A 23,119-nucleotide genomic window follows, 5' to 3' on the forward strand; every position below is an offset into this window, starting at 1 on the left:
TGATTAAAGAAAAATCCCAATCCCAGTGCGGCTTTAACAAACTTGAATCCTCTCCCTCCGGTTTAAAATCCATCACAACAGCCAATTAGTAACAAGAATAAAATTTCCAGTCGTCAACTTTACTCACGCTCCCTTGTATCTTTAAACTAACTTCAAGTAATTGATCATTTTAAAATGGACGACTTCAATAAAATATTACAAATCGATCTTGCTTTATCTCAACTTAGATTTTTAAGCATAAAAAAGGTCCTCTTCGAGGAAGATTATCAGAGTATGCTTAACTCGTGCTGATCTCCTTGGTTGAATCGGACTCAGAAGCCCTAACTCCTTGCTTGAGACCCACTCATGTTGGACGGCAACCCCCTTGTTCACCCTGCCTCTTGTTTAAGGCCAGTATATTAAGTGTTATAATTAAAGAACGCATGAATAGCCATTCAGTTCACGAAAGGAAGGAGATTTTTTCATGAATATGAAACAATGGGATCGAATTCGGACGGGACAGGGATTTATAGCTGCTTTGGACCAAAGTGGTGGAAGTACACCTAAAGCGCTGCTGCAATATGGCATTACAGAGGACAGCTACTCCAATGAAGATCAAATGTATGCAATGGTTCACGAGATGCGAACGCGCATTATCAAGAGCCCTGCATTTGATTCGAAGTATATACTGGGTGCCATCTTATTCGAGAACACAATGGACCGTCTCATCGACGGAAAATATACTGCTGATTATCTGTGGGAGGAAAAAGGCATTGTGCCCTTTTTGAAAATCGATAAAGGACTTGCCGAACCAGAAAACGGGGTACAGCTCATGAAGCCAATTCCCGGCTTAAGTGATCTTCTGAAGCGGGCCAACGAACGGAGTATCTTTGGAACGAAAATGCGCTCGGTGATTAAAGAAGCCAATCCTTCCGGCATCAAAAAAGTGGTTGAACAGCAATTTGAAGTCGGCAAGCAAATTTTAGAAGCGGGACTGGTCCCGATTATCGAACCTGAGGTTGATATCCATTCTGATGATAAAACAGCGTCCGAAAAACTGTTAAAAGAAGAACTTTCAGCTCAATTGTCTAAGCTGGGCAAAGATGTGAAGGTCATGCTTAAGCTCTCCATTCCCACGGAGAATAACTTCTATCGTGAATTAATGGATGATCCTCACGTTTTAAGAATTGTCGCTTTGTCCGGCGGTTACACACAAGCAGAGGCCAACGATAAACTCGCCCGTAATCAAGGATTAATCGCCAGCTTCTCGCGTGCGTTATCGCAAGGACTAAGCGCCGGGCAGTCAGACGAAGAGTTTAACGCGCTCCTCTCCAAATCTGTAGAAGCGATATATGCTGCCTCTAATCAATAAGCAGCTATTCTCTTCGTAAAGATGCCAGACACGTAAAAGGGCTGTTTCCTTGGCAGGTGAATGCCTGCCAGGAAACAGCCCTTTTCATTTGGATTTACTTTTTCAAAGCTAGTGCTCTCAGAATAATAGTTGCTGCTTCAGCACGAGTAGTACTGCCCTGCGGCTTTAATGTACCATCTGTATATCCCTTAAGAAGTCCCTCAGCTATAGCTGCACCCAGCGCAGGACGAGCCCAGGCGGAGACCTTGGCGCTGTCCGAGAAGTTCATACTCATATTTGCTTCTGCAAGCTGCGCTGCGCGAACGACAATTGTAGCTACCTGCTCACGAGTAACCATTTCATCTGGTCCGAAGTTGCCAGCGTTATAACCATTAACAACTCCGAGTGCTGCCGCTGTTGCAATGGCTTCATTAGCCCAATGCGTCTTCGTGTCGCCAAACACTTTGCCGACTTCGGCCTGAAGCTGGAAGGCTTTGACGATTATAGTTACGAATTCGGCTCTTGTAATCTTACTATCTGGTTTAAAAGTATTGTCCGGATAGCCATTGATCGCATCAAGTTTAACCAAATCTCTGATGCTTGCTTCAGCCCAATGTCCCTTGATATCAACAAAATCCGCATCCGGTGAAGGGGTCGGGGCCACTGTTTTATCAGAGACCAGAACAGCAAATTTCGTAAAATGCGTAACTGTTCCCGACACCGTTCCACTTTCCAGATCCAGTTGCAGATTATCCAGCTTCACCCACTTTTTCGTCTGCTCGTTCAACCAGTACAACCCTACATCGGATTTGTTAAAGTCCACTTTCTGCTTGTCAAAAGGTAGTGTAATTGTGATCGCTTTAGCAAAATCCCCTTCCACATTCTTGATGATCTCATAAATATCACCCAGCAATATCAATTCAGCTTCAGTGAAAAGGTTCGAGATATCACTTAGTTTAGTTACTGTTACCGTAAATCCTTTATCCTTTGCCCCAGCCGGAACATTAATTTCTATCCCGTTCAAAGACAGTACACCACCATTTACTGTGACTGTTCCGCTATTGACCGAAGGATTAACATGATTCGTCCCTCCTGTCGAGGTCGACGGATTAGAAGGCTCCGTTGGTAACGTTGTAACAGCTTCAGCTCGGATCACAGTCAAAGAGTACGTCTTGCGGATACCGTCTGATGATGTCACTATAATTGGAATAACATTGTTGCCAACATTCAAATAAATCGCTTCACTGGTTTGTCCATTCACTGCCGGAGTACCATTTATAGTAAAGGCAGCAGAGCTGTCATATACACTTGCTGTTACCGTAATGCTGGACACTTCATTGCCCACTTTAGAAGTATAGTCTGTTACCTCTGGTTTAAAGGCCGGGTTCAGTATACCGTTAGACAGGATCAGAGCACTTAAATCCATGTCATGACTGGCTGCTTCCTCAGCTCCTCTTACAACGTCTACGTTGTAGGTTTTACTCGTGCCATCGACCGCGGTCACCACAACCGGAATGTTGTTGCTTCCAACCTCAAGATGAATCATGTCACTGAGCTGGCCGCTTGTGGACGGTTTACCATTCACCGTAAGTGTGGCTGAGCTATCGTACACACTAGCTGTTACCGTAATGCCTGTTACTTCCTTATTCACATGCACCGAATACTCGGTGGTTTCTGAAGCAAATGAAGGGTCCAATGTGCCGCTAGATAATGTAAGAGCACTCAAGTCTGTAACACCTTTCACTTCTTCTGCCTTAGATCTTGTCACGATCACGGTATAAGTCTTGGTAGAGCCGTCCCGTGCCGTCACTGTGAATGGGATTTCATTCGTTCCAACTGAAAGCTCAAATGATATTCCGGTTCCGTTGCTGTAGGGTTGTCCTTGGGCAGTCAACTCCGCTTTGTCATCGGTAGCCTTCGCCATTAGTTCAATAGAATCGACGGAGTGTTCTACCTTAACTGCATACTGGGTGATACCGGTAGCGAATGACGGGAATAACGTACCTGTCTGAACAGTCAAATCATTCAGTGTCGAGACATCAATGAGCTTGCCTGCCAGCATATCGCTTTGGACTAATGCAAAATCCGCTACCACTTGGTGTGAATAATCCTCGGCAGCATTCAGAATAAAGCTCTTAAGATCGTTCCACACTGGAAGTACATCTGTTACAAAACGCTCTTCAAATTTGTAGTTCAGTGCTTCGGATACTTTGTCTAGACGAGAATCCGAATAAGCATAGGCTTTTGCCGCATCTATTAAATATTGCTCCAATTCATCTTTATTTTTGAATGGCTTATCTGTGTAATCTCCTTTATAAGGCGAGACTTCCCGGATCAGATAAGAACGGTTCGCAGCTTCGACTACACCCAGATAAATATCAGGGTCTACCGCTGTCTTGATATAAGCGTCTTTGGAGATGTACGCGCTGGTATTCTGCTCCTTCACATCAAGCAGGATGTCATCCGTGTTCGCCACGCTTCGACCTTCGATCAGCACGTTATAGCGTTCAACACCGATGCTGCCTATCCCTTGGTGGATGCGGCGTGCGATGTCCTTGATGGTGAAATAAGCCTCAAATTGCTCATCGGTTAGGTTCGGGAAATTCCCTCTGACCTGAGTCTTATAATTTTCCCAATCTGCACGCAAGGATGTCATTTCAGCCTCAGTCGCAAGTTCAAACTTATCCGAATTGCCGGCAATGTTAAGTTTTCCGTTCAAGGTGCGTTTACCTAATAGTTTTTGCAGTGCCTCAGGGTAAGACACCTTGGAGACACTGTCCATTACGTTTTTCGTATAGGGCGTGACATTGCTTTTGGTCAACTTGGTAGTCTTCTTACTATTGTCGTTATTAATTTCTACTAGAGTATCTTTATACGTTTCCAAGAATTTATCAGATACTTCACGGAAATCAGCGTCCTGTAAATTTAAGATGCCAGAGCTGTCTTTATCATATCTCACGACGTAAACACTTGTCACAAAACGAACCAAATCGTTATAGAAGCTTCCGATTCCCGCAGAATCCACATCGTTCAGACTAAATACCATCGTTTCTGTGCTGTCATTAAAGGTTCCCACATTCTGAATATGGGCATCACCTTGTGTGTAGGTTTGAATATCTTTGTCTTTCCACCCTGCGATAACCGAATCGGGGGATGGAATGAGATGATTCGCCTGATCGGATTTGAACAATGAATTCGTACCCCGTAAAAAAGTATAAGCATTAGCTCCCATCGCATCACTTCCATATTTATATGCTTTAGTAACCGGATCATTAAATCCGGTATTGTCCGCTATAATTCTTTGTTCAACCACTTGCTTTCGAGCTTCGTCAGAAAGAACAGGTTGACTATACCGGAGTAATGAGATTCCGATAGCATCGGATTCTATCCAACCACTATCCTGTACTGCCTGCGGCTTCAAAGTCACATTAAGCGGCACAGTGTCCATAACCGGTAATGTTGCTGCACCAGAGATGGCGATAGTGATCGTATTACTGCTGCTTTGTCCTTCAGCCGTAAGCTTCCAATCTCCTGCAGGAAGCCCCTCCACGCTGTAAGCATTTGCACTTAGCGAGCCATCAACAGCAACACCTGCATTAACCTGCAACCGCAGAAGTGCGTTTACATTCTTCGCGCTGCTCATAGGGATCGCAGAGGAATCTGGAACAGCAACAATTTTATTGGAAGGCGTAAACTTAGCCAAGGTCACTGTATTGGTCTTTTGATAAACACTCACTGGTTCAGTAGGCTTGTTGGCCTGATTCCATGCCCCAGGAAGAATATTAAACGTAAGATTGGCATCAGAATCTAAATTGCCAGAGGCATTTCCAGAAATCGTAATAGTGATTTGATCTCCACTAGCGGCTGCCGTTGCAGATAAACCTGCCGGAAGACCGAATACGTTGAAATCAGCCGAAGCCCATACTCCCTGTTTTAGAACAGCATTGAAGGCTTTCAGAATAATAGTATTATGATCTGAATCTACGGCAGAGCTGGACTTCATCTGTACAGTCTGATTATTCTCCACAAAAGCATAAGCCGCCGGGCTGCTGGAATTCCGGGCCTTTGCGCCTTTGACTTTTTCAAAGTCCTTTCCGTTGTTCTTCGTATCCCAGTTGTTTCCGCTATTCGGGAAGGATGCCGAAGTCTGGTAGGTCACAGGCTCCAATGGATCGAACACTAAGCGCTGCATCGTATTTTGCTTGCCAGCCTGCGGCGCTGGACTTCCCCAAAATGCATCTACCGCATCGTAGCCAACGAAATCCACGACATTATCCTTTAGCGAATCTTTCATCGGATCATTGTCGGTTAGTTTTTGGTTCGTATTTAATAGGGCTAGCTTACCGCTGTTATTCCCTAGTTTAAAAGAACTCTCCACGGCATCCGCTTGTGGCAATTCAGCTCCGACACTTCCGTTGCTGCCAAGCGCTACCAAATAATAGCCGTAAGCAGGAATCTGTGCTGTCGGTGCGCCTAAATTTGCTATCTTCCAGTTGTTTTTCTGGTTATCAGCGAATTGTATAGACCAGCCGTTTAATGAAACAGGCTTCGATGTAGGATTAAATAATTCAACAAAGTCGCTTGAGTACACATCGAGAACATCGTCTTTTTTCCCTCCATAAAAATGGCTGATTACTATGTTCTCCGCCAGATTATCGGTGTTCGCCGATTCTGCGGCCGCATAGCCCGTCCCCGACAGAACCCATAAGGATTGCACCACCATTGCTGTCACAAGGGCGACAGAAATCCAGCGCTGAACTATTTTTTTTTCAAATTGATTGACCCCTCTCCCATTTCAAAATTCAGATCATTATATCAACTGAATGTCATAGGAACGTAAAACGAAATGCATGATTAGATATTTTATCTCACGCAAAAAAGGGCTTCACCACGCCTACAGGCAAGGTAAATCCCTAAATTCACTAACATTTTGGTTATCTTAAAACCTGTATCTTATACTTCCATCAGTGCCGCTGCACCCTCCAGCAGCATCAAGCCGCTGAGCTGGGCGCTCAGCTGAACCGGAAGATCCGGTTTCACTTCCCACGATGGACTACAAAGACCTAACTGTTTATCCAGCCCCACTTCCCAGAAGCGGTTAGCATTGGCCATTATTACCTCATAAATGCGGGCTGCCTCAGGAGATTGTTTACACAACTGTACGAAGTAGCGGATCAGAATCCCTTTAAACAACCCTGTATCATCAATCCCTTCATCAGGAAGCATCAGTGTATCCTTATTGCATAGACGTTCTATACAAGCCTCGGCGGTTCGATTCGCATCTTCCAAGTAGTGGACATCACCCGTATTCTTATACAGCTCTAGACCAGCTCCTAGAAACACACCTTGACAATACGTGAACTCCCAATCGAAATCGATTTGTCCGTCCCCAAGTCTGTTCATGCCATCCCACACAAAACCTGTAGCCGGATCAACCAAATTCTTCTGGTTCCATTCATAAATGCGGAGTGCCCACTCCAGATCTTCCTGTTTATGACAAAGTTCATATAAACGGGCGGCTAGAATGGCAGCGGGCGCATTGGCAGGCGTATTTTTATAGTCAAGCTGATCCTTCTTCCACGCCATTCCCCCACCGAGTTTATCGTTCCAAGCGGTTTTTATATCCGCCCACAGATCAAGTACAGCGCTTAAATAAGCTTCATCACCCGAGACTCTATGAGCACGCAACAACGCCAATGCGGTCCATTCCATATCATCATAATAATTATGCAAGAACGTCCCACCGTTATAGATTGCAAGACTCTGACTGAGCTCCTTAATTCTCAAGGAATAAGCAGGATCTCCGCTGCGCTCATAACCATCCACAAGAATATCAATGACATGCGCCTGCCACCAATAATAAAAATTCTCGCCCTCAACGTTATACGCTCTGGGATACCATTGGTTCATGATACCCGTCTCAGCATTATAATAATTGCGCTCTATACATTGTTGGAACCATTCCGCCCGTTCCTTCCAGTTGATCATCTCCAGCGTTTCCTTCGGTTGTGTCATAAATAGATCACCTCAGACCTGTTCCTTAGTCAATTCGCTCATTTTCTCCAGTAACTTGATCGCACTGAGTTGGGAACTTAGCTGGATGACACCATTGGATGCCGAAGTCCAATCTGTACCGAACAAGACTGCGTCAACGGACTTCCCTTGTTCCCAGAGACATTCAGCATTTGTACGCAGGAAATCAACAGCTTCAACTGCTGTAAAGTCCATCTTGACCCATTCTGCTGTATAGCGGATCAAGATCCCTTTAAACAGTCCTGCGTCACCATTCCCTTCGTCAGGAAGAACACCGCCCTGAGGTTCAGCGAGCTCACGGGCAGCAGAAGTAAAGGTTTGGCGAGCATCATCCAAATAACCCTGCCCTTTAGTGATACGATACAGTTCTACTGCTGCACCAATATAGACACCTTGGTTGTAGGAGTATTTCCAATCCTTATCAATCAAGCCATCGCCGGTTCGATTCATGCCATCCCATACAAATCCCGTCTCCGGGTCTACGAGATGCCCTTTTTGCCAGTTGTATATTTTTAGCGCCCAGTCGAGATCCTCAGCTTCTCCAAAAGCTTGATACAACCGCGCTGCAAGAATAGCAGCAGGTGCGTTGGCAGGTGTATTTTTATAATCTAACTGTGTCTTCTGCCAAGCGATCCCACCACTCATATGCTCATTCCAGCCCGTCTGGATGTCTTTCCATAGAAGAAGGGTTGTTTCTTTATAAACTTCTAGTCCTGTTGCCTCATATGCACGCAGCCATGCAAGAGCCATCCATTCCATATCATCATACAGCTCATTAGGCCACACTCCCCCATTCCGCTTAAGAAGACCTGTGTGAAGCGCGGCAAGCCTTTCGGCGTACCGTTTCTCTCCTGTTCGCAGTAATCCATCTACGAGTACATCCACGGCATGAGCCATCCACCAATAATGAAAAATCGTATTGCATACTCCGTTTGGACATGGTGTTTCGATATTATACATTTTGATTGCTTCATTCCAGAATAACGTATCCAACGCTTCCTGCGCTTGATTCGCCCGTTCCTCCCAAACCCCAATCTCCAATTTGTTCATTTAGACGCTCTCCCTATTCCGATCTTATAGACCTGTCATTTTGTCGAGATTCAAATAGTTATTATTGCCCTTGGCCGTATCAAAGCCGATCTCAATCGAATTATAGCCAGCGTTCAGAGGTACATTCAGCATGACCGTATTCCAATTACTCCAGCCGCCTGTGCTTGTAAAAATCAAATTATTACTCATGACCGTCTTACTTGACCGATGCACATACCGCCGCAGCTTATGTGATGGATAAGATGACGCTTTCTTATTCCTTGATGTACGAGGGCGAGAACGATTCCCCGGGCTTTAAAATGGTATTCGCCCGCACAAGTCTGCTTTTAATCCAGGTGTACATCGTTTGTGCTTTCGATAAGTAATCCGCATTTCCAGTCGCAGTCTTGAGCTTGATGGCTGTCATGATCATCGGAGCGTTTGTAGCCATATTTTTCTGAGGTGAGGTCCCATCCCTCTTCCACCATATCCCGCCACCATAGGTCGAATCCCAATCGCTCCAGATTTGGTCAAATAGAAAAGAGGCTCGGTTGCGGTATTCAGCAGTGCCTGTAATCTCGTAAGCACGCATACAAGCCAAGGCCCACCAACCTAAGTCATCATTGAAATCATTGAGCATCATATCGGGATACTTCGTATTAAATCCAGTATAGATATCATCGATCATCGTTCGATACGTGCTACTGCCCGTTCTCTCATACGCGTCCATGACCGTCTCCCATAACTGGGCCTCCCACCAAAAATCGGTATACAGCCCACCGTTTGGACCACTAGCATGTTCGGAATGAATAAGATGGTCGCTGTTTGTGTAGAAATATTTTGCAGATGCATCATAGAAAGTATTAACAAAGCTATTCATAGCCGTATCGGCATTGGCCGCCGTAAACGCATCCGCTCGCTGATATCCACTAAAAGGGGCAATAAGCAAAACCGCCGCCAACGCGCCACGTGCGAATAACGACGTTTTCTTCAAGGCTTTCAACACAAACATCATCTCCCCGATAGGTTATGAAGCCCTTAACCCTTAATCCCGCTGAACGCTATCCCCTGTACAAAATAACGCTGAAGCGCTAAAAACAGCACCAGTATCGGTATGATCGCTACCAACGCTCCAGCCATCATTGGACCATAATCGGTTTGGAAATTATACGAAAAGGCCTGAAGCCCCATTTGAATCGTCGCTTTATCCGGGTCATTCAGCACAATCATTGGCCATAGGAAACTATTCCATCCCGCTTGAAAAGTGAAAATACTTAGGGTAGCAAGTGCAGGTTTCGTCAGCGGCAAGTAAATGCGCCAAAAGATTTTAAATTCTCCACAACCCTCGATTCGGGCCATTTCCATCATGTCGCTAGGCAGTGTAAGGAAAAATTGCCGCATAAAGAACACCGCAAAGGTTCCGGAGGCTCCCGGCAGAATAATCCCCCAGAAGGAGTTCATCAATCCGTTTCCACCGTTTCCAAAAATATCATTGCCTCCGAAGAGCGGAAGATGACGCATTACATAAACAGTCGGGATCATCGTCACAATGCCCGGGATCATCATCGCTGCTAGCAACACGCGGAATATCGGTTTATTGAGCTTAAATTTCAGCTTCGCGAACGCGTAACCACTGAGGGAACCGAAGAACAAATTCGCCAGCACACCAGCCACAGCAAGCACAAGTGAATTCCAGAAAAATAGGGCAAACGGAACCGTTGTGAACGCTTTGCGGTAATGCTCAAAGGTTATATGTGATGGAAACCATCGAATCGGCATGGCGAATATTTCTTCGTCCGGCTTCAGGGATGTAAGTACGCTCCAATAAAAGGGAAGGAACATTACAATTGCAATAACAATGCAGGCTATATAATAAATTGATTTACTTATGTTTCTTTTTAGTAGCGATCCTCCGCTATTATCCATACCTTAAACCTCCTTCTCCTCGGCAAGCCCACCCTATACAATGGGCTCTTCCGCCTTTGAGATCCGCATGTTAATTAATGAGAAAATGAGAATAGCCACAGCAAGCACAAATGCCTGTGCCGACGCATACCCCATTTGCAGCTGATTGAAGCCCTGCTGATAGATCAGATAGACTGGAGTCTTCGTCATATTCGCCGGACCTCCCTGCGTTAGTACAAAAGCCTGATCAAATAACTGCAGAGCACCAATAATAGCCATCGTACTGACTAAAAAGGTCGTTGGTCGTAGCTGCGGCCATGTAATATACCGGAAACAATCGAGCTTATTGGCTCCATCTAACCTTGCGGATTCATAAAGATAATCAGGTACGCCTTGCAGACCTGCTAAATAAATAATCATATTCGAACCTACCGACTGCCATAATGTGAGCATGATAATCGACAGCATCGCCGTCCGAGTCTCGGATAACCAAGCGGGTCCAGTTATACCTACATAAGACAACAACCCATTAACTAATCCGAATTCAGGATGTAAAAGCCAAATCCAAACGGTAGCCGCAGCAACTGCGGATGTAAGTGTTGGAAGATAATTCAACGTGCGGAACAATTTCACCCCGCGCCATGTGCGACTAAGCAGAATCGCAAGTAATAACGAAATAATGATATTTAATGGGACGAAAACAATCGAATACAGAAATACATTTTGGAATGTTTTCCACAGCAGATTGTCCTCTAATAATCGACGATAGTTATCAAAACCGATCCAGTCGTTTCTACTGAGCACATCATAGTTAGTGAAACTTAGATATAATGCCATGAACACGGGGATCACCGTGAATACTGTAAACAGCAACACCGTGGGTGTAATGAACAAATAAGCCGTCCGCGCCTGATGTTTTTCAAGTCTTCTGATAGAAGCCATTAGCTCCCCCTCCTAAGCAAAAGGGAGGCAGAACCTCCCCATCGCTTCTAATGTCTTACTTCACTGCCTCATTATCCTTAAGCATCTTGTCGCCCTCTTCTTGAGATTTCTTCAAGGTTTCTTCAATGCTCATCTTGTTTTGCTGATTGAGCTGCAAATTAGGTGCCAACGCATCGGTCTCCATCACAGAATAACCTGGGTGATTTGGACGGACCTTAGCAAACTCCAATGTTTCAAGAAACGGCTGCCATTTGGGATCATCCTTGAAGAACGGATCTTCCATGGACGGCTTAAAGCCCGGCAAATTCAGACTGGTCTTAGCCCAGAGCAGCGCATTATCTTTGTTCGCCGTCCACCATTTGATGAACTCCCATGCCTCATCCTTATGTTTGGAACCTTCTGGAATCACCAGACCAAATCCGCCCATCACACTGCCTTTATCCCCGTTTGGTCCAGCTGGAGGGGGAACGATTCCATAATCTAAATCTTTACCATATTTGTTATAAGTGCTGAGCATCCACGGACCGGAATACAACATAGCAACCTTACCTGTGACAAAAGCATCCTGCCCTTCCCCAAGTCCAAGCTCGAACCCTACTTTATACACCTTATCTTTGTTCATCAGGCGATCCCAGAACTCTAGCACCTGTTTGCCTTTATCATTGTTAAAATTGGTCTTTCCATCCTCCGTAAGCATGGTGCCGCCAGCCTGTTGAAGATACATATTAAAAAGCCCCAAATCTCCCATAGAGAACCCTGCGGTCTCCAATTTATTACCATTCCATTTAGTCAGTTTAGTAGCTGCTGCTTCTAGCTCATCCCACGTAGTTGGAGGCTGAAGTCCTGCATCTGCAAGCAGTTTTTTATTATAGAAAAGAGCACGAGCATCTACCGTAAGTGGCAACCCGTATAATTTATCAGCATATGAGAGTTCACGAAGCGATTCAGCGTAGAAATCATCTTTGGAAAGGCCGTCACGCGTTAAGTATTCGTCCACTGGATGCAGCACGTTCTTAGGCGCATACAACGATGTTCTCCAGCGATCCCAAAACAGTACATCTGGCGTACCGCCATTCGTTGCTGAAGTCAGGAATTTCGTAATCATATCCTGCTGTAGCACGTATTTCACATGGATCTTATCCTGCGATTTATTAAAAGCATCCACCATGGTCTCGAATTGTTTCTGCCCTTCTCCGCCCCAGTCACCCCAAAAGGTAAGCTCCGTTTTCTTCCCAACATTACTTCCAGTTTTCCCTGCATTTCCTGTTCCTTTATCGATTGATCCGTTCGTCCCCCCGCAGCCTGCGATAAGAGATGTAGTCATAACCAGCGCAAGCATGGTAACCAGCCATTTTTTCATGTTCTCAATCCCCTTTAGCGTTGATAATTACAACCTTGCAAATATCAGCTTCGCTTCACTTGCATACCGCAGCGCATAAGCACCAGCTCGCAGAACATCATATTTGCCCAAGAAAACCATGGACGTGTATATTCATCCGGATGATCTACATGGAATCCTTCATGCATAAATCCGGTGCCCGCATCCGTCTTCTCCAGCAGATTAAGCAAGGAATCCTGTTCTTCATCGCTGGTAGATGTCATTCCCTGAATCGCTAAAGCGATAGGCCAGATGTAACGCGGTGGCGTATGCGGACTTCCAATACCAGCAGCCTCTTTTCCTGCGAAGAAATAAGGATTATAGCTACTTAAAATAAGCTTTCGGGTATTTTTGTAGATAGGATCCTCGGCACTCACATAACCCAAATAAGGGATAGAGAGCAGACTCGGCACATTGGCATCATCCATCAAATTCACCTGTCCGCGGCCATCTACTTCATAGGCATAAACTGACCCATACTCTGGGTGGTCTACGATTCCATACTGGCGTATTCCTTCATTAATTTGTTCAGAAAGTCTTCTGGCTTTCAATTCCAGTTCTTGATCCTTTAAAATCTCTCGGGCAATTTCACATGCATACTCTAAAACAACCACAGCGAACATATTGGCAGGAACCAAATACCCGTATTCACAGGCATCGTCGCTAGGACGAAATCCAGACCAAGTCATTCCGGTATAAGCTGTCAACGTCCCCTTTCCTTCACGTACTAATGTATCCGTAGATGGACAGTTCAGGCGTTGAAAAAGATAGTTGGAATCGCTCTCATGTTTCTGTTCGGTAGTCCATAATGCAATGATTCTTTCTACACCCTTAACAAATGAATCATTGAACTGACTAGTTCGGCCCGTATTCTTCCAGAGCAGATAACCCAGTTGGATCGGATAGCATAACGAATCAATCTCATATTTTCTTTCCCATACTCCTGGGCTCATCTCCGTTAGATCCTCCTGATGACCATTCCCATTTTCCTCTTCATTAAACGCGTTCGCATAAGGGTCAAGCTGGATGCAGGCGAATTGTCTTTGTACAAGTCCCTCAATCATGTCGGCAATATCTTCATCCTCGGAAGCAAGGATTAGGAAAGGTCTAACCTGAGCGGCCGAGTCCCGCAGCCACATCGCTGGGATATCTCCGGTAATGACAAAAGTGGTACCATTCGCCATTCGTTTCAACGTTGTATTCCAGGTATTAGCCATACATTTCTCGAACATCTCTGCTAGTTTTGGACGATCATTCAGCTGGACCTTTACATTAGATGCCAGTTTCTTCATCGACTCAGGGATTTCTCTGGTTGCTTTCAGTTATAATACCCCCTTTTTTCTTTTTCCTTTGAAGCGCTTTCACAAATTAGTATATTGTCATGTAGTTAGTATGTCAATATGTTTATTTATCAATAATGATATATCAATAGTTATGTAATGATAAACATCTATCTAAAACAAACAAAAAACCTATCCCAAAAGATAGGTTTTCATAGCAACTAATTTATGGATAATCGTATAAAATTATTTAGAATTGGATGATTTAGCAGGACCTGTGGATTCACCAGAAATCAACTTAGCTTCCAGCATTATCTTGTTCGATACAGCCTGGCCGTTCATAATTTGCAATACATTTTCAACTGCGAGTCGCCCCATTTCTTCTTCATTCTGCCGCAAATGAGTGAACGAATAACCCGAGCCGAGTGGAGTTGGCGGACTATCAAAGCAAATGATCGAAATATCCCCCGGAATCTGCAGCCCAAGCCGTTCAACCGCAGTTCTAGCCAGCAGAGCAATATTATATTCCACAGCAAAAAGCGCCGTTATTGTTGGATTCTCTTGTATATGAGAAACCAGCCGTGAGATATCGTGTTCAATATTTGCATCATTAAAGGAATTAGGTAATGTTGAAGTTAAATCACTAACCCACAACCCTTTATCTACAGCTATCCCCCGCTCCGCATGCGCTTGAATAAATCCCTCCACCCGCTCCTCAAGAGCTGTCGTATCCGCTGGAGGCGGAGAGAGGAAAGAGATATGAGTATGCCCGAGATCAAATAAATACTCCGTCCCTTTAAGTGCAGCCTGTATGTTATCCGTGCCTATCGAAGCAGCAGCTACTCCTTTCAGATGGCGATCTACCAAAACTAAAGGGAAGCGCCCAATCACCAATTTTAGAATCTCAGCATTAAAAAATTCGCCTTGAGCCGGAAAAACAATCAGACCATCTACACCTAGGCTAAGCAACTTCTGAATAGACTGTTCCTCGTTCTCTGGTACGCCAAATGTTCTTCGTAGAACGAGGAAGCAATCATTATCACGGGAAGCCTGTTCCATCCCATAAATCAAGCCTGTTCCATAACTGTTGCCAAAGTCGGTAATAATCAGACCAATCGTTTTTTCCTCATGATTAAAGGAATTAAAAACAGTCCCGTCGGAGATCGTCTCAGAAGACATAGCTGAATCTAAGTAGTCAACTGCCGGATCAGCCACAAACGAACCCCTTCCCGGTTTTCTCACAATCAAATGCTCGGCGGCTAACATTTCCAGAGCTTTTTTACTCGTAATCCGACTTACATTATAGGTTTCGGCCAGCTCTTTTTCTGAAGGAACTCGCTCCCCTTGTCCATAGGATTTATTAACAATAAGCTGCTTTACTTCATCAAATATTTTTTCATACATCGGTTTGGATGACGTTGTCTCATTCATAACTTTCGTTATCTCCTGACTCTAATTTTTTCATCTTTATACATAATAATATATCATGATATATTAAGTTTGTCGACATTTGAACGGAAGCAGGTAAAAAAAGAGGGAGGAAGGAAGTATAGCTTAAAGTGGAAAAATTCTAAGATTCGTATAGAAACAGAGATAAGGGGCTGTCCCAAAAGCCAAGTAATGGCTTCGGGGACGCCTCCTTTTTTTGAGTCGGATTAACGTGTGCACTTAAGTGGACGCTGCATGAACGGACCGTTGTTTAAGCGGGAATTGACTCTTGTATCCTTTAAAAACAAACAAAGAAATCGCTCGTTTTGGAAAAATGGAGGTACGACCCAACCCTTCCCAAAGGAGCGATTTCTTTGTACATTCAATATACCATGGACCATCTTTACCTGCCATTGATCCCTTCGGTCGCTGCTCTCGTATATCTGGATGGACCATTTTTTTCTTGATGAGATCTAGTATATTCATAGATAATATCAAACCGCACTTCATCTAACAAGTTTTTACACTTTTGTAGATTTGTTCTTTTTTCAAGCATAAAAAGCTTACACAGGTCTATCGTAAATGGCTGTTCAGATTATATAATAGAGACTATCTGGTATAGAAAGGAAGTTGATTTTTTTATGAAATTTGATGATTACCGCTATGAGCGGCCGGATGTAGAGAAATTCAAGCAAGATTTTAACACCCTGCTGAAAGATCTCAACGACACATCACCACTAGAGGTACAAAAAGCTTCCGTCACTGCCATTAACAAGCTTCGCAATGAGTTTGACACGATGCAGACATTGGTTAGCGTTCGTCATTCTATCAACACGACAGATGAATTTTACAAAGCCGAACAAGAATTCATGGACGAAATCGGGCCTGTCGTACAGGAATACATAACCGACTACTACAAAGCACTCGTACATTCCAAATATAGAGCCGAATTTGAAAAGGAATGGGGTGCGCAGTTACTCCAGCTTGCTGAAGTATCGCTGCGGACGTTTAGTCCGGAAATCATTGAAGATTTACAATTGGAGAATAAACTTTCAACAGAATACTCCCAGCTTATCGCATCTGCCAAGATTCTTTTTGAAGGTGAAGAGCGTACACTGCCTCAACTCGCACCATTCGAATTGTCTACAGACCGTGATATGCGTAAAAGTGCTTCTGAAGCCCGATTTGGTTTTATGTCCGAACACGAGGCTGAATTTGACCGCATCTATGACGAGCTTGTCAAGGTCCGTGACCGCATAGCTAAAAAGCTTGGGTACAGCAACTTTGTTCAGCTTGGTTATGACCGTATGATGCGTACCGACTATAATGCTGAAATGGTTGCAAATTTCCGCAAACAAGTACTTGAATATATCGTACCCGTCTCCCAGCAGTTAAAGAAACGTCAGACTGAACGACTGGGTCTCGATGAATTGAAATATTACGACGAGAACTTTAGCTTTAAGACTGGGAACGCTACACCTAAAGGGGATCCAGACTGGATTGTAGCTAATGGTAAGAAGATGTACAAAGAACTCTCACCTGAAACGGATGAGTTTTTCAACTTCATGCTAGACAATAATCTGGTGGATTTAGTAAGCAAAAAAGGAAAACAAGGCGGTGGATATTGCACTTATTTCAGCCAATACCAAGCTCCTTTTATTTTCTCGAATTTTAACGGAACCTCTGGAGATATTGATGTCCTAACTCACGAAGTGGGTCATGCGTTCCAGGTGTATGAAAGCCGCAATATTAATGTACCAGAATATGCTTTTCCAACCTATGAAGCATGTGAGATTCATTCCATGAGTATGGAATTTTTCGCTTGGCCTTGGATGAATTTGTTCTTTGAGGAAGATGCGGATAAATACCGCTTTAATCACTTATCTGACAGCCTTCAGTTTATTCCTTACGGGGTATCTGTCGATGAATTCCAACATTTTGTTTATAGCAACCCTGACGCAACTCCTGCTGAACGCAAGCAAGCTTGGAGAGACATCGAGAAGAAATACTTACCACATCGTAATTATGAAGGTAACACTTATCTGGAACAAGGGGGGTTCTGGCATAAACAAGGCCATATCTTTGCCTCGCCATTCTACTACATCGACTACACACTAGCTCAGCTATGTGCCTTCCAATTCTGGAAACGTTCGAACGAAGATTTCAAATCTGCTTGGAGCGATTATTTGGAGCTATGCCAAGCTGGTGGAAGCAAGTCCTTTATCAAACTAGTTGAACTAGCGGGTCTGACTTCACCATTTGAAGACGGCTGCATTAGCTCCGTTATTGGGGATATTGAAGGTTGGCTAAACAGCATTAATGATAAAGAGCTTTAATCCATTCTCTGATAAGCTCATCACAAAAAAAGCAATCCTTGCCTTAGGGCTTGGATTGCTTTTTAAAATGGAATGATCCAACTTCACCCATCTATGTTATCGATAACGAATCAATATATCTATGGGGTAACGACCCGCGTTGCGGCCATATAAGGCTAAGCCTCTCCCCTCTGTTTGAAGCTCCAAACGGAAAGTACGATTGCGGTCTAGTCTAGCTGCTAACTGCCCCGGTACACTTACTTTACACAGATAGCCGTAAGAGCCCGCCTCATCCAACTTATTCGCTAATGGCTGATAATGCCAAGATAATACACCTCGGCTGTCGGCAGGATCATCCGGCAAATAGAAGGAGCCAATCCGTTGACCTTCTATCAGAACATTCACACATGAAGGATGACGTTCTTCGTCGGTCATATAATACGTATTCGGATTATACTCCACCCTGGCATCAGCACCGTGCATGAGATCAAGTCCCATTTCATTTTGTTTTGCACCTTCAAGATTTCGAGCCAATACTCGCTTTGCGCTGGCTTCGAACATGATTTCGATCTCGCCAATCATCTTTTTCTCCACACCATCTGGAAGAGTTATATCATATGCATAATGGCCTTGCCCAGCCCCATTGATTTTTGCGCACTGAATAGCTTCCCATTGTTGTCCAAAATTGTGTTCTTTATACGCATCCACAGGGATATTAATACAATCTCCATCCCCTTCAAACCTTACACTCTGATTACCGCTTCTAACATCAAACGTAATGAAGTTGCGTGTAATTACCTCATCCTTATTATTTATCAATGAAACTGCCAGCACTGCAACTGCGTCCTGATCAGGCATAAGGACATAAAGAGGAGGTAAATCTGCTACTCCATATCCGTCCCACTCCACTGACATATGCTCACTTTGTGAAACAACTCGTGTTCCCAAATTGTCGTACCAAAGTTCCCATTTTATCTTTAAAAGCTGTCCATGATATTTATCTGAAAAACTGGAACGAAGAAGGGGAACTTTAACTTCAGCCTTTGCGTTTACTGTCTGGCATGGCGGCGCATCGATCACGATGAAGTCCGGCGAATGCAAATCAGAAATCGTCATCCCAGGAACAAAGGCATCATAACCAAAATCTTTATCGCTACCGTCTAACCGATAATAACCATTGAACTCGTTCGTAACATCACGAAATTCGGTAAATACGAAACCACATAGCTTATCATGCCGCCGGAATTCATTCATCATATAGCGATAATGCCATGCTAAATCACTGTCCCCTGCCCCGCCTTCGATACCCCATACGTTTCCACATTCACTGTTCATCAACGGGGCATCAGATTGTACATTACCTCCGATACAGTTAAAGTCTGAACCCGGAAAAGTTTTGTCTACAACCTCATTCAAATGAGATCTAAGCTGATCATAACCATTAATGTAGAAATGCCAAGTATTGATATCAGATTCCACATGATCATAGTTACATGGTGAGTTATCTTCAACGATTCTAGATGGATCCAGCCGTTTTGCCCAATGATATTTTTCCCGAACCCATTCCTGTGTTTCTTTAAGATAGCTGTTCTGCTGCTCTACATCACTCGTCAGACTAGTGTCCTGAGCGTTCGTCTTCAAACCCCATGTCTCGTTAAACATTACCCAAGAAAAAATCGATGGATGATTATAGTCTCGTTCAATAATCTCAAGTGCTTCACATTCATACGCAGCACGTGCTTTTTCATCCGGATTTCCCCAAAAGCAAGGCATGTCCTCCATCACCAAAATACCTAGTTTATCCGCCCAATATAGTTTGCGTGGTTCCTCTGGCTTGATATGAATACGCACAAAGTTCAGTCCCAAACGTTTCATTAGATAGATTTCATCCCGCATGTCTTCATCAGTCGGATAAGTGAAATAGCCCGTTTTGTGATAAGACTGGTCAAGGGTACCGTTTAAATAAATCGGCTTGCCATTAAGGGTAATCCAGCGATAACCACGCTCATCATAGCGTACAGTTTGGATTTCTCGAACTCCGAAATAAGTGCTGACTGTGTCTGTGCCAAAAGATCCGCTAAGCTGTAGTTCGCCTTCGTACAAATAAGGTGTATCTGGACTCCATAACATTGGATCTGTTATATGGATAGAGAGCTTAAATTCATTCTCCCCTGCGGTAAGATCAATGTTCTCAGTATGCAATATAGAATTCTCTGCGAATTTCAGCGTGAACTCTGCCGATCCATTTTCTTGTGCAAAGATTCTTGCAGTCACATTCACTTGCCCATCAATAGTGGTCACAAACTTAGCATCTTTCATATAAGTCTGGGGCCGAGATTCTAGCCATACGGACTGCCAGATTCCGCGAATTTCTCCATAACCTTGTTTGCCACGGGCTTGGTAATCATGATCGAAGTCCTCTACTCTAACGACAATTGTATTGTCTAAATCTTCAACCCAGTACTGAGTAACTTCGAACTCAAATGAACCATATCCACCTTGGTGTGAACCAACATGCACTCCGTTTATCCAAACGTCACATGAATAATCTACTGCCCCGAATCGCAAAAATAGTCGTGTCTGTGAGTCGATAGACTGCCATTTCAAAGTCCGCCGATACCATCCTATCCCTTTATGATCACTGCCAATACCTGATAATGAACTTACCCATGAAAAAGGAACAGTAATCCTCGAACTGTAAGTGATTTCTGAATTGGAATACCAATGTTCGCTAATTCCTTCGTTGCTCGGATCAAAGCTAAATGACCATTCCCCATTCAAATTCATCCATTCGTTGCGCTGCCAATGTGGATGCGGATGTTCGGGACGAGGAATCGGAAGACTCTCAACATTCAGTACGGGAGTTGTCATGATATGAGCACAGCCTTTCAAAATAAGAAGTTGAGCTCATTTTAGCATCAGTATATAAAATTCGCAATGTATATTATAATTTTACAATATTTAAACTTCAGTGTACAATATCCTCAACCTATCCTAACGAAAAGGAATATAACCCATGAATGATATTTCGCAAGAAACGATACGCTACCCTGCATCACGCATCTTAGATGTTGCTAAAGCACTTTCTGGAGATGTCAGAGTCCGCATTCTTGAAGCCCTTGGTGACAAGCCTATGAGTGTAAGTCAATTGGCCGAGACACTTGGTGTAGCTCAACCTACAATTTCAATCAATGTACAGACCCTTGAGCAAGTTAACTTAATCTCATCTACACAAGGTGCAAATCGTGAGAAAATATGCGCGGTCACCTGCCGATCCATCCATCTCGATCTTCCTTCGAAGTTAGGTGATGGTCTGCATCAAACGGAAGAACTACATATGCCCATCGGGATGTTCTCCCACTGCTCTATTCAACCCTCTTGTGGTATGGCAGGAAAAGACGGCGGAGTCATCGGTTCTCAGGATGATCCTCGGGTATTCTACATGCCGGAAAGAGTTGATGCATCTCTCTTATGGTTCGCTGACTCTGGCTATGTCGAATACTATTTTGCCAATCCACTACCCCCAGGTGTCGAGCTTGATGAGATCCGGATTTCTGCTGAGGTTTGTTCTGAAGCACCTGCATTCCGAGAAAATTGGGCAAGTGACATCACATTAACTATAAACGACCTACATGTCGGTACTTGGACTTGTCCATCAGATTTCGGTAACCGGAAAGGAAAGTTAACACCCGAACGTTGGAAGAGTGGTACAGAATATGGAATGCTGACAGAGTGGAGTACCTCAGAACAGGGTAGCAAAATAAATGGAATTGCTTCTTCCCCTACTACAATTAGCTCACTAAAGCTGGCATTCAATGAGCCCATTCGAGTACGCTTTGAGATTCGCGAGGATGCCCCCAATAGACGAGGCCTGAATTTATTCGGAAGTGGTTTCGGAGACTACTCACAGGATATTATCCTGTCGTTTGTGCGTCGTTCAGTATCGGGTACATGATAACACGGAAGAATTGTACACCTGAAACCAGTGAGGATCTAAAGCTTCAGGTGTGCAATTGGACGCTTTTTTCTTTACACACCAATTACTTACGCTTATCTTCAGCTTTTTTGATATTCTCAGCCACTCTAAATTTCACGATCTTACTAATTAATTCATAGGGCATCGGCTGATTAAGTGGAAATTGAATGGATCCTTTTGCACCTTTATAGACGGATAGTTCTTCCCTAAAAGCCTCAATCCCATTAGGTGTTGGATAAAATCCAATATGGTTTTTGAAAGCTGCAAAATGCACCAGATTTCCGTGCAGTGCAAAAGTAGGCATCTGATAACTAATCTTTTCTTTTGCATCAGGTGCCGCTTCTTTGATCACTTTTCTTATTGTATTAAGGATTTCTTGAAGCTCCAGTGGAAACTTGGAAATATAGTCATCGATCGATTCATACGTGATTTTACCTTCCATGTTAAGACCCTCACTGTTTCTAGTCACATTTAACTTTGATGAAGTGCTGCCAATGCTTCGTCTTCAGTACTCTTGAACAATATTTTATTCCCCTGATTGCATTCATAAATAAAATCATTCAGACTTTTACTATTATAGCCAGTAAATTCTCCCACAATAGCAACTCGCATCTGGTAGTTTGTATACTTTTGAAGAATCTCTCCGGCAAGCCCCGTCTTTAACTCAAAAAAATCATCCGTGATTTGCTCTTTTCTTAGAATCATTTTATCGCATTCTTGATATCTAACGTTCGCCATTAGATCCAATGCATCATTTACATTATTAATTACAATGCCCTCGCTGGAAATCAAGGCTACTGTTGAATTGTCTTTACGGTTTAATGTGATTTGCATTCAAATTGCTCCTTTTTCGATAAGAATCTCTTTTACATTGTGGTTTTCTTGTTGGATGGCTATTGCTAATACGGATTCACCACCTTCAATTTTAGCATGGACGTCAGCTCCGTGTTCGATTAACAAGCGTATCAGCTCCACATTATCCGAATGAAAAGCTGCAGAATGCAAGGCAGAATGCCCATCGCTATCAAAAATATGTGTTTGAGCACCCTTGTTCAATAGCAGCTGGATAACTCCCATATCCCGCTCCCCAGCAATCGCAGCATGAAGTGCAGTATTGGAAGGAATATAGCTAAGCTTAGAGTGAGACACAGCATCAACGTTAGCTCCAAAGTCTAATAACACCTGCACCGCTGCTTCTTTGCCAAAATGTGCTGCATATCCCAAAGGGGTAAGTCCCTCATTATTTTCCGTATTCACCAGAGCCGGATGGGATTCTAGAATTTGTTTTAGCCGTACAGCATCACCTTGTTGTGCCGACTGAAAAACTTCATTAATGCTTTGCTGTAATTCCATTAGATTTCGCCTCTTTTCGATTGATCTGATAAACGATCTAGTTTATTTTTTCTGGATAGTTAAACCATTCTCCTGCTAAAAAAAGAAAAGAGTATTCATTCGAAGGTTATCAAATGAATACTCTTTCTTTTCAATGTTTATTGTAAGTCA

17 protein-coding genes are annotated in these 23,119 nt (G+C 43.7%); 3 read left to right on the top strand and 14 right to left on the bottom strand.

The window, feature by feature from the left end; translation table 11 throughout:
- Positions 1-463: 463 nt before the first annotated feature.
- A complete protein-coding gene (locus tag CA598_RS02435; protein WP_094875204.1) occupies positions 464-1,351 on the top strand; it encodes a fructose bisphosphate aldolase in 888 nt (295 codons plus the stop codon).
- Positions 1,352-1,445: 94 nt separating this feature from the next.
- Here the strand turns inward: CA598_RS02435 and CA598_RS02440 are convergent, their stop codons facing one another.
- The 10 genes from CA598_RS02440 to CA598_RS02480 form a co-directional block, all read right to left on the bottom strand.
- Positions 1,446-6,053 (bottom strand): cadherin-like beta sandwich domain-containing protein, encoded by a 4,608-nt coding sequence (locus tag CA598_RS02440; protein ID WP_256990330.1) that lies wholly within the window; start codon positions 6,051-6,053, stop codon positions 1,446-1,448.
- 230 nt (positions 6,054-6,283) lie between these two features.
- The gene (locus tag CA598_RS32840; RefSeq protein ID WP_256990319.1) at positions 6,284-7,345 is read right to left on the bottom strand and encodes a glycoside hydrolase family 76 protein; all 1,062 of its coding nucleotides are present in this window, start codon (positions 7,343-7,345) and stop codon (positions 6,284-6,286) included.
- A 12-nt stretch (positions 7,346-7,357) separates the two neighbouring features.
- On the bottom strand, positions 7,358-8,413 hold the full coding sequence (locus CA598_RS32845) for a glycoside hydrolase family 76 protein (RefSeq protein ID WP_256990320.1): 1,056 nt from the start codon (positions 8,411-8,413) through the stop codon (positions 7,358-7,360).
- 24 nt (positions 8,414-8,437) lie between these two features.
- Positions 8,438-8,626: a carbohydrate-binding protein gene (locus tag CA598_RS02450; protein ID WP_218832577.1), complete on the bottom strand. Its 189-nt coding sequence runs from the start codon at positions 8,624-8,626 to the stop codon at positions 8,438-8,440.
- 40 nt (positions 8,627-8,666) lie between these two features.
- Positions 8,667-9,398 carry a glycoside hydrolase family 76 protein gene (locus CA598_RS02455; RefSeq protein ID WP_179283564.1) on the bottom strand — a complete coding sequence of 244 codons (732 nt, stop codon included), beginning with the start codon at positions 9,396-9,398 and terminating at the stop codon, positions 8,667-8,669.
- Between the two features lie 32 nt (positions 9,399-9,430).
- Positions 9,431-10,318, bottom strand: a complete 888-nt coding sequence (locus CA598_RS02460; protein ID WP_094868864.1) for a carbohydrate ABC transporter permease — start codon at positions 10,316-10,318, stop codon at positions 9,431-9,433.
- A 33-nt stretch (positions 10,319-10,351) separates the two neighbouring features.
- Positions 10,352-11,239 carry a carbohydrate ABC transporter permease gene (locus tag CA598_RS02465; RefSeq protein WP_094875209.1) on the bottom strand — a complete coding sequence of 296 codons (888 nt, stop codon included), beginning with the start codon at positions 11,237-11,239 and terminating at the stop codon, positions 10,352-10,354.
- A 55-nt stretch (positions 11,240-11,294) separates the two neighbouring features.
- A complete protein-coding gene (locus CA598_RS02470; protein WP_094875211.1) occupies positions 11,295-12,599 on the bottom strand; it encodes an ABC transporter substrate-binding protein in 1,305 nt (434 codons plus the stop codon).
- Between the two features lie 44 nt (positions 12,600-12,643).
- Entirely contained in the window at positions 12,644-13,909 is a 1,266-nt protein-coding gene (locus tag CA598_RS02475; RefSeq protein ID WP_094875212.1) for a glycoside hydrolase family 125 protein, read from the bottom strand.
- 234 nt (positions 13,910-14,143) lie between these two features.
- Positions 14,144-15,328, bottom strand: a complete 1,185-nt coding sequence (locus CA598_RS02480) for a GntR family transcriptional regulator (RefSeq protein WP_094875214.1) — start codon at positions 15,326-15,328, stop codon at positions 14,144-14,146.
- 638 nt (positions 15,329-15,966) lie between these two features.
- Here CA598_RS02480 and CA598_RS02485 point away from each other — a divergent pair.
- Positions 15,967-17,661, top strand: a complete 1,695-nt coding sequence (locus CA598_RS02485; protein WP_094868858.1) for a M3 family oligoendopeptidase — start codon at positions 15,967-15,969, stop codon at positions 17,659-17,661.
- A gap of 96 nt (positions 17,662-17,757) precedes the next feature.
- On the opposite strand, the gene CA598_RS02490 is transcribed toward CA598_RS02485, so the two are convergent.
- Positions 17,758-20,511: a glycoside hydrolase family 2 protein gene (locus CA598_RS02490; protein ID WP_094875215.1), complete on the bottom strand. Its 2,754-nt coding sequence runs from the start codon at positions 20,509-20,511 to the stop codon at positions 17,758-17,760.
- Between the two features lie 145 nt (positions 20,512-20,656).
- Between CA598_RS02490 and CA598_RS02495 the strand changes: the two genes are divergently transcribed.
- On the top strand, positions 20,657-21,595 hold the full coding sequence (locus CA598_RS02495; RefSeq protein WP_094875216.1) for an ArsR/SmtB family transcription factor: 939 nt from the start codon (positions 20,657-20,659) through the stop codon (positions 21,593-21,595).
- A gap of 85 nt (positions 21,596-21,680) precedes the next feature.
- Here the strand turns inward: CA598_RS02495 and CA598_RS02500 are convergent, their stop codons facing one another.
- From CA598_RS02500 to CA598_RS02510, 3 genes are read right to left on the bottom strand one after another with little or no spacing between them, the layout of a single operon-like run.
- A complete protein-coding gene (locus tag CA598_RS02500; protein ID WP_094875218.1) occupies positions 21,681-22,058 on the bottom strand; it encodes an iron chaperone in 378 nt (125 codons plus the stop codon).
- A gap of 29 nt (positions 22,059-22,087) precedes the next feature.
- Positions 22,088-22,450 (bottom strand): DUF4180 domain-containing protein, encoded by a 363-nt coding sequence (locus CA598_RS02505; RefSeq protein ID WP_076283444.1) that lies wholly within the window; start codon positions 22,448-22,450, stop codon positions 22,088-22,090.
- Positions 22,451-22,969 (bottom strand): ankyrin repeat domain-containing protein, encoded by a 519-nt coding sequence (locus CA598_RS02510; RefSeq protein WP_094868854.1) that lies wholly within the window; start codon positions 22,967-22,969, stop codon positions 22,451-22,453.
- Positions 22,970-23,119: the final 150 nt, after the last annotated feature.

Origin of the sequence: Paenibacillus sp. VTT E-133291, assembly GCF_002264395.1 — a bacterium.
Taxonomy (GTDB): domain Bacteria; phylum Bacillota; class Bacilli; order Paenibacillales; family Paenibacillaceae; genus Paenibacillus_AQ; species Paenibacillus_AQ nitricinens.

What these genes read in the sequence shown, in the direction of transcription:
- CA598_RS02490 (WP_094875215.1), bottom strand. Translation starts at nt 20,511, where the DNA reads ATGACAACTCCCGTACTGAATGTTGAGAGTCTTCCGATTCCTCGTCCC.
- CA598_RS02480 (WP_094875214.1), bottom strand. Translation starts at nt 15,328, where the DNA reads ATGAATGAGACAACGTCATCCAAACCGATGTATGAAAAAATATTTGAT.
- CA598_RS02510 (WP_094868854.1), bottom strand. Translation starts at nt 22,969, where the DNA reads ATGGAATTACAGCAAAGCATTAATGAAGTTTTTCAGTCGGCACAACAA.
- CA598_RS02470 (WP_094875211.1), bottom strand. Translation starts at nt 12,599, where the DNA reads ATGAAAAAATGGCTGGTTACCATGCTTGCGCTGGTTATGACTACATCT.
- CA598_RS02475 (WP_094875212.1), bottom strand. Translation starts at nt 13,909, where the DNA reads ATGAAGAAACTGGCATCTAATGTAAAGGTCCAGCTGAATGATCGTCCA.
- CA598_RS02495 (WP_094875216.1), top strand. Translation starts at nt 20,657, where the DNA reads ATGAATGATATTTCGCAAGAAACGATACGCTACCCTGCATCACGCATC.
- CA598_RS02500 (WP_094875218.1), bottom strand. Translation starts at nt 22,058, where the DNA reads ATGGAAGGTAAAATCACGTATGAATCGATCGATGACTATATTTCCAAG.
- CA598_RS02440 (WP_256990330.1), bottom strand. Translation starts at nt 6,053, where the DNA reads ATGGTGGTGCAATCCTTATGGGTTCTGTCGGGGACGGGCTATGCGGCC.
- CA598_RS02435 (WP_094875204.1), top strand. Translation starts at nt 464, where the DNA reads ATGAATATGAAACAATGGGATCGAATTCGGACGGGACAGGGATTTATA.
- CA598_RS02485 (WP_094868858.1), top strand. Translation starts at nt 15,967, where the DNA reads ATGAAATTTGATGATTACCGCTATGAGCGGCCGGATGTAGAGAAATTC.
- CA598_RS32845 (WP_256990320.1), bottom strand. Translation starts at nt 8,413, where the DNA reads ATGAACAAATTGGAGATTGGGGTTTGGGAGGAACGGGCGAATCAAGCG.
- CA598_RS02460 (WP_094868864.1), bottom strand. Translation starts at nt 10,318, where the DNA reads ATGGATAATAGCGGAGGATCGCTACTAAAAAGAAACATAAGTAAATCA.
- CA598_RS02465 (WP_094875209.1), bottom strand. Translation starts at nt 11,239, where the DNA reads ATGGCTTCTATCAGAAGACTTGAAAAACATCAGGCGCGGACGGCTTAT.
- CA598_RS02505 (WP_076283444.1), bottom strand. Translation starts at nt 22,450, where the DNA reads ATGCAAATCACATTAAACCGTAAAGACAATTCAACAGTAGCCTTGATT.
- CA598_RS32840 (WP_256990319.1), bottom strand. Translation starts at nt 7,345, where the DNA reads ATGACACAACCGAAGGAAACGCTGGAGATGATCAACTGGAAGGAACGG.